Below are 3258 nucleotides of genomic sequence, written 5' to 3' on the forward strand. Positions count from 1 at the left end.
ACGCCGGCGCGGTCGCTGGCACTGATGCGCAGATAATAAGAGCTGACCACTTCATCCATAGGCAGGATGCGCAAGTCCTTGAGCTGATCCGGCTGGAAGGCCAGATGCGGCACGCGGTGCTCGGGGTCGGATGTCAGCAGGCGGGTGACATCGATAATATCGGCCACCACGGCAGAAGCCGTCGGCAGCGCGCCGGCGCCGGCACCGTAATACAGGGTCGCGCCGATGGCATCGCCCTTGGCCAGCACGGCATTCATCACGCCGTTGACGTTGGCGATCAGGCGGCTTTCCGGAATCAGCGTCGGATGGACGCGCAATTCGACGCCTGCATCGGTATGACGGGTCAGACCCAACAGCTTGACGCGATAGCCCAGCTCTTCGGCGTAAGCGATATCGCGCCCTTGCAACTGGCTGATGCCTTCGAGGTAGCAGAGCTCGAAGTTCATCGGGATGCCGAAGGCGATAGACGCCATGATGGTCAGCTTGTGGCCGGCGTCGTGGCCTTCCACGTCGAAAGTCGGGTCGGCTTCGGCATAACCCAGGCGCTGCGCCTCGGCCAGTACCTCGTTAAAGCCGCTACCCTTCTCGCGCATTTCGGTGAGGATGAAGTTGGAGGTGCCGTTGATAATGCCGGCAATCCATTCGATGCGGTTGGCAGCCAAGCCTTCGCGCAGCGCCTTGATGATGGGGATGCCGCCGGCGACGGCGGCTTCGAACGCCACCATCACGCCTTTTTCCTGCGCGCGGGCAAAGATCTCGTTGCCGTGCAGCGCCAGCAGCTTCTTGTTGGCGGTGACCACATGCTTGCCGTTGGCAATCGCCTGCAGCACCAGCTCCTTGGCGATGGTATCGCCGCCGATCAGCTCGACCACGATATCGACGTCGGGATGGTTGACGATGGCGAAAGCATCATCGACCAGCTCGATCTCGGGGCCGACCGCCTCGCGCGCACGCGCAAGGTCGCGGTTGGCCGCCATAAACAGGCGGATCTCGCGCCCGGCGCGGCGGCTGATTTCTTCCGCGTTACGTTTCAACACGGTGGCGACACCGCCACCGACCGTTCCTACCCCCATCAGGCCAATATTGATCGGCTTCATATGTACGACTCCTGTGCTTGTCATTTTTTTGTCGGCGGCAAGGGGTGCGGTGCCCATGCCTGCATCGCTTTGCGCTTAGTTGGTACCGTGGCGCAGGCGGTAGTTTTCCAGGAAGGTCCCCAGACGCCCCAGCGCCTCGGTCAAATCATCCGTATTGGGTAGAAATACCACGCGGAAGTGATCCGGCGCAATCCAGTTAAAGCCGGTTCCCTGCACCAGCAGCACTTTTTCCTGCTGCAACAGCTCGAGAATGAACTGCTGGTCGTTGACGATCGGGTACACCTCGGGATCGAGACGCGGGAACATATACAGCGCCCCCATCGGCTTGACGCAGGATACGCCCGGCATCGCCGTCAGCATCTGGTAGGCCAGATCGCGCTGGCGCGCCAGACGCCCGCCCGGTGCCACCAGATCATTGATGCTCTGATAGCCGCCAAGCGCAGTCTGGATCGCATACTGGCCGGGCACGTTGGCGCACAGACGCATCGAGGCCAGCATATTCAGGCCCTCGATATAATCCTTGGCGTGGCGCTTCTCGCCCGATACCGACATCCAGCCGGCGCGGTAGCCACAGGCGCGATAGTTTTTGGACAGGCCGTTCATGGTGATGCACAGCACATCGGTGGCCAGGCTGGCGATGGACACATGCTGCGCCTCGTCGTACAGCACCTTGTCGTAGATTTCGTCGGCGTAAATGATCAGCTGATGGGTGCGCGCCACTTCGATGATCTGCTGCAGCAGCGCAGGCGGATAAACCGCGCCGGTCGGATTATTCGGGTTGATCACCACGATGGCACGGGTGCTGGGCGTGATCTTGGCCTTGATATCGTCGATATTGGGGAACCAGCCATTGGACTCTTCGCATACATAATGCACGGCGCGACCGCCGGACAGGCTGACCGCCGCCGTCCATAGCGGATAGTCCGGCGCCGGCACCAGCACTTCGTCGCCATTGTCGAGCAAGGCCTGCATCGCCATCACGATCAGCTCGGATACGCCATTGCCGATATAGATGTCGTCCAGCTCCACACCGGCAATATTCTTCTCCTGCGTGTAATGCATGATGGCCTTGCGCGCGGCAAACAAACCTTTGGAGTCGACATAGCCGGAGGCATTTTGCAGATTGGCGATCATGTCGGCATTGATCTCGTCCGGCGCAAAAAAACCGAACGGCGCCGGATTGCCAATATTGAGCTTGATGATGCGATGGCCTTCTTCTTCCATCTTTTTGGCGTGTTCCAGCACCGGGCCACGAATGTCGTAGCAAACATTGTCGAGTTTTTGCGATTTGCGTACAGCTTGCATGTCTTGTGTCGATCCTTGCAGGGCATTGTGTTAGCGGCCATCGGAGGCGGTAGCACAAGCAATCATTCGGAGAGTCAAAATAGCGTGCCCACACCAGCGCGGGCCATGTCATTTATAATCCTATCCCAAATTGGTGCTGCACTGCACTAGCCTCTTCACTCAGCCTTACGGACATGCTTATGAAACTGCATCAAGCTCAGCTCACTGGCCACAATCTGTTTACCGGCTACGGGGAAGGCTTTGTCGAAATCAACAAGGCGCGCCATCAAGGCGCACTCATCATTACCGCCGACACGATCCAGCCATGGCAAGGCGCCAGCTTTGCCGCCTTAAGCGCCGAACATTTTGCCGAACTGCTGCCCTTTGAGCCCGAAGTCGTGCTGTTCGGCAGCGGCCACAAGCAGCGCTTTCCGCATCCACGGCTATACGCGACACTATCGGCACAATATATCGGCGTCGAGGTAATGGACACCCAGGCCGCCTGCCGCACCTACAACATCCTGCTATCGGAAGGCCGGCGCGTGCTACTGGCGGTGGTAGGGGAATAAGGTAGGGGATCGGGGATCGGGGATCGGGGATCGGGGATCGGGGATTTCAGTGTTTCGACCCGCCAAACCATGTCAACCCCGCGATTCCCTATTCCCTATTCCCTATTCCCTATTCCCTATTCCCTATTCCCTATTCCCTTACACCGGGCAGGCTTCTGCCTTGTCCGCCACCGCAGCACGCTCGCCACCAAAACTCTCATAGGCCATCAGCGCCTCGGCCGCCGTCATCAGCGACGGACCACCGCCCATATACACCGCCACTTGCAGCATCTCGAGGAACTCGGCGCGGGTGCAACCCAGCTCGACCA

Annotated in this window: 3 protein-coding genes; 1 reads left to right on the forward strand and 2 read right to left on the reverse strand. The window is 59.5% G+C overall.

From position 1 onward, the window contains the following. On the reverse strand, positions 1–1097 hold a 1097-nt coding region (locus ACRC1E_RS08155; RefSeq protein WP_438514603.1), incomplete at its 3' end, for a homoserine dehydrogenase. Between the two features lie 75 nt (positions 1098–1172). Further along, positions 1173–2402, reverse strand: coding sequence for a pyridoxal phosphate-dependent aminotransferase (locus tag ACRC1E_RS08160; RefSeq protein ID WP_438514604.1), 1230 nt, complete (start codon positions 2400–2402; stop codon positions 1173–1175). Between the two features lie 179 nt (positions 2403–2581). On the opposite strand from ACRC1E_RS08160, the gene ACRC1E_RS08165 reads away from it, so the two are divergent. Beyond that, complete coding sequence (locus tag ACRC1E_RS08165; protein ID WP_438514605.1) at positions 2582–2950, forward strand: Mth938-like domain-containing protein; 369 nt, start codon at positions 2582–2584, stop codon at positions 2948–2950. Positions 2951–3258: the final 308 nt, after the last annotated feature.

Source organism: Craterilacuibacter sp. (genome assembly GCF_051659485.1).
Lineage (GTDB): Bacteria > Pseudomonadota > Gammaproteobacteria > Burkholderiales > Chromobacteriaceae > Craterilacuibacter.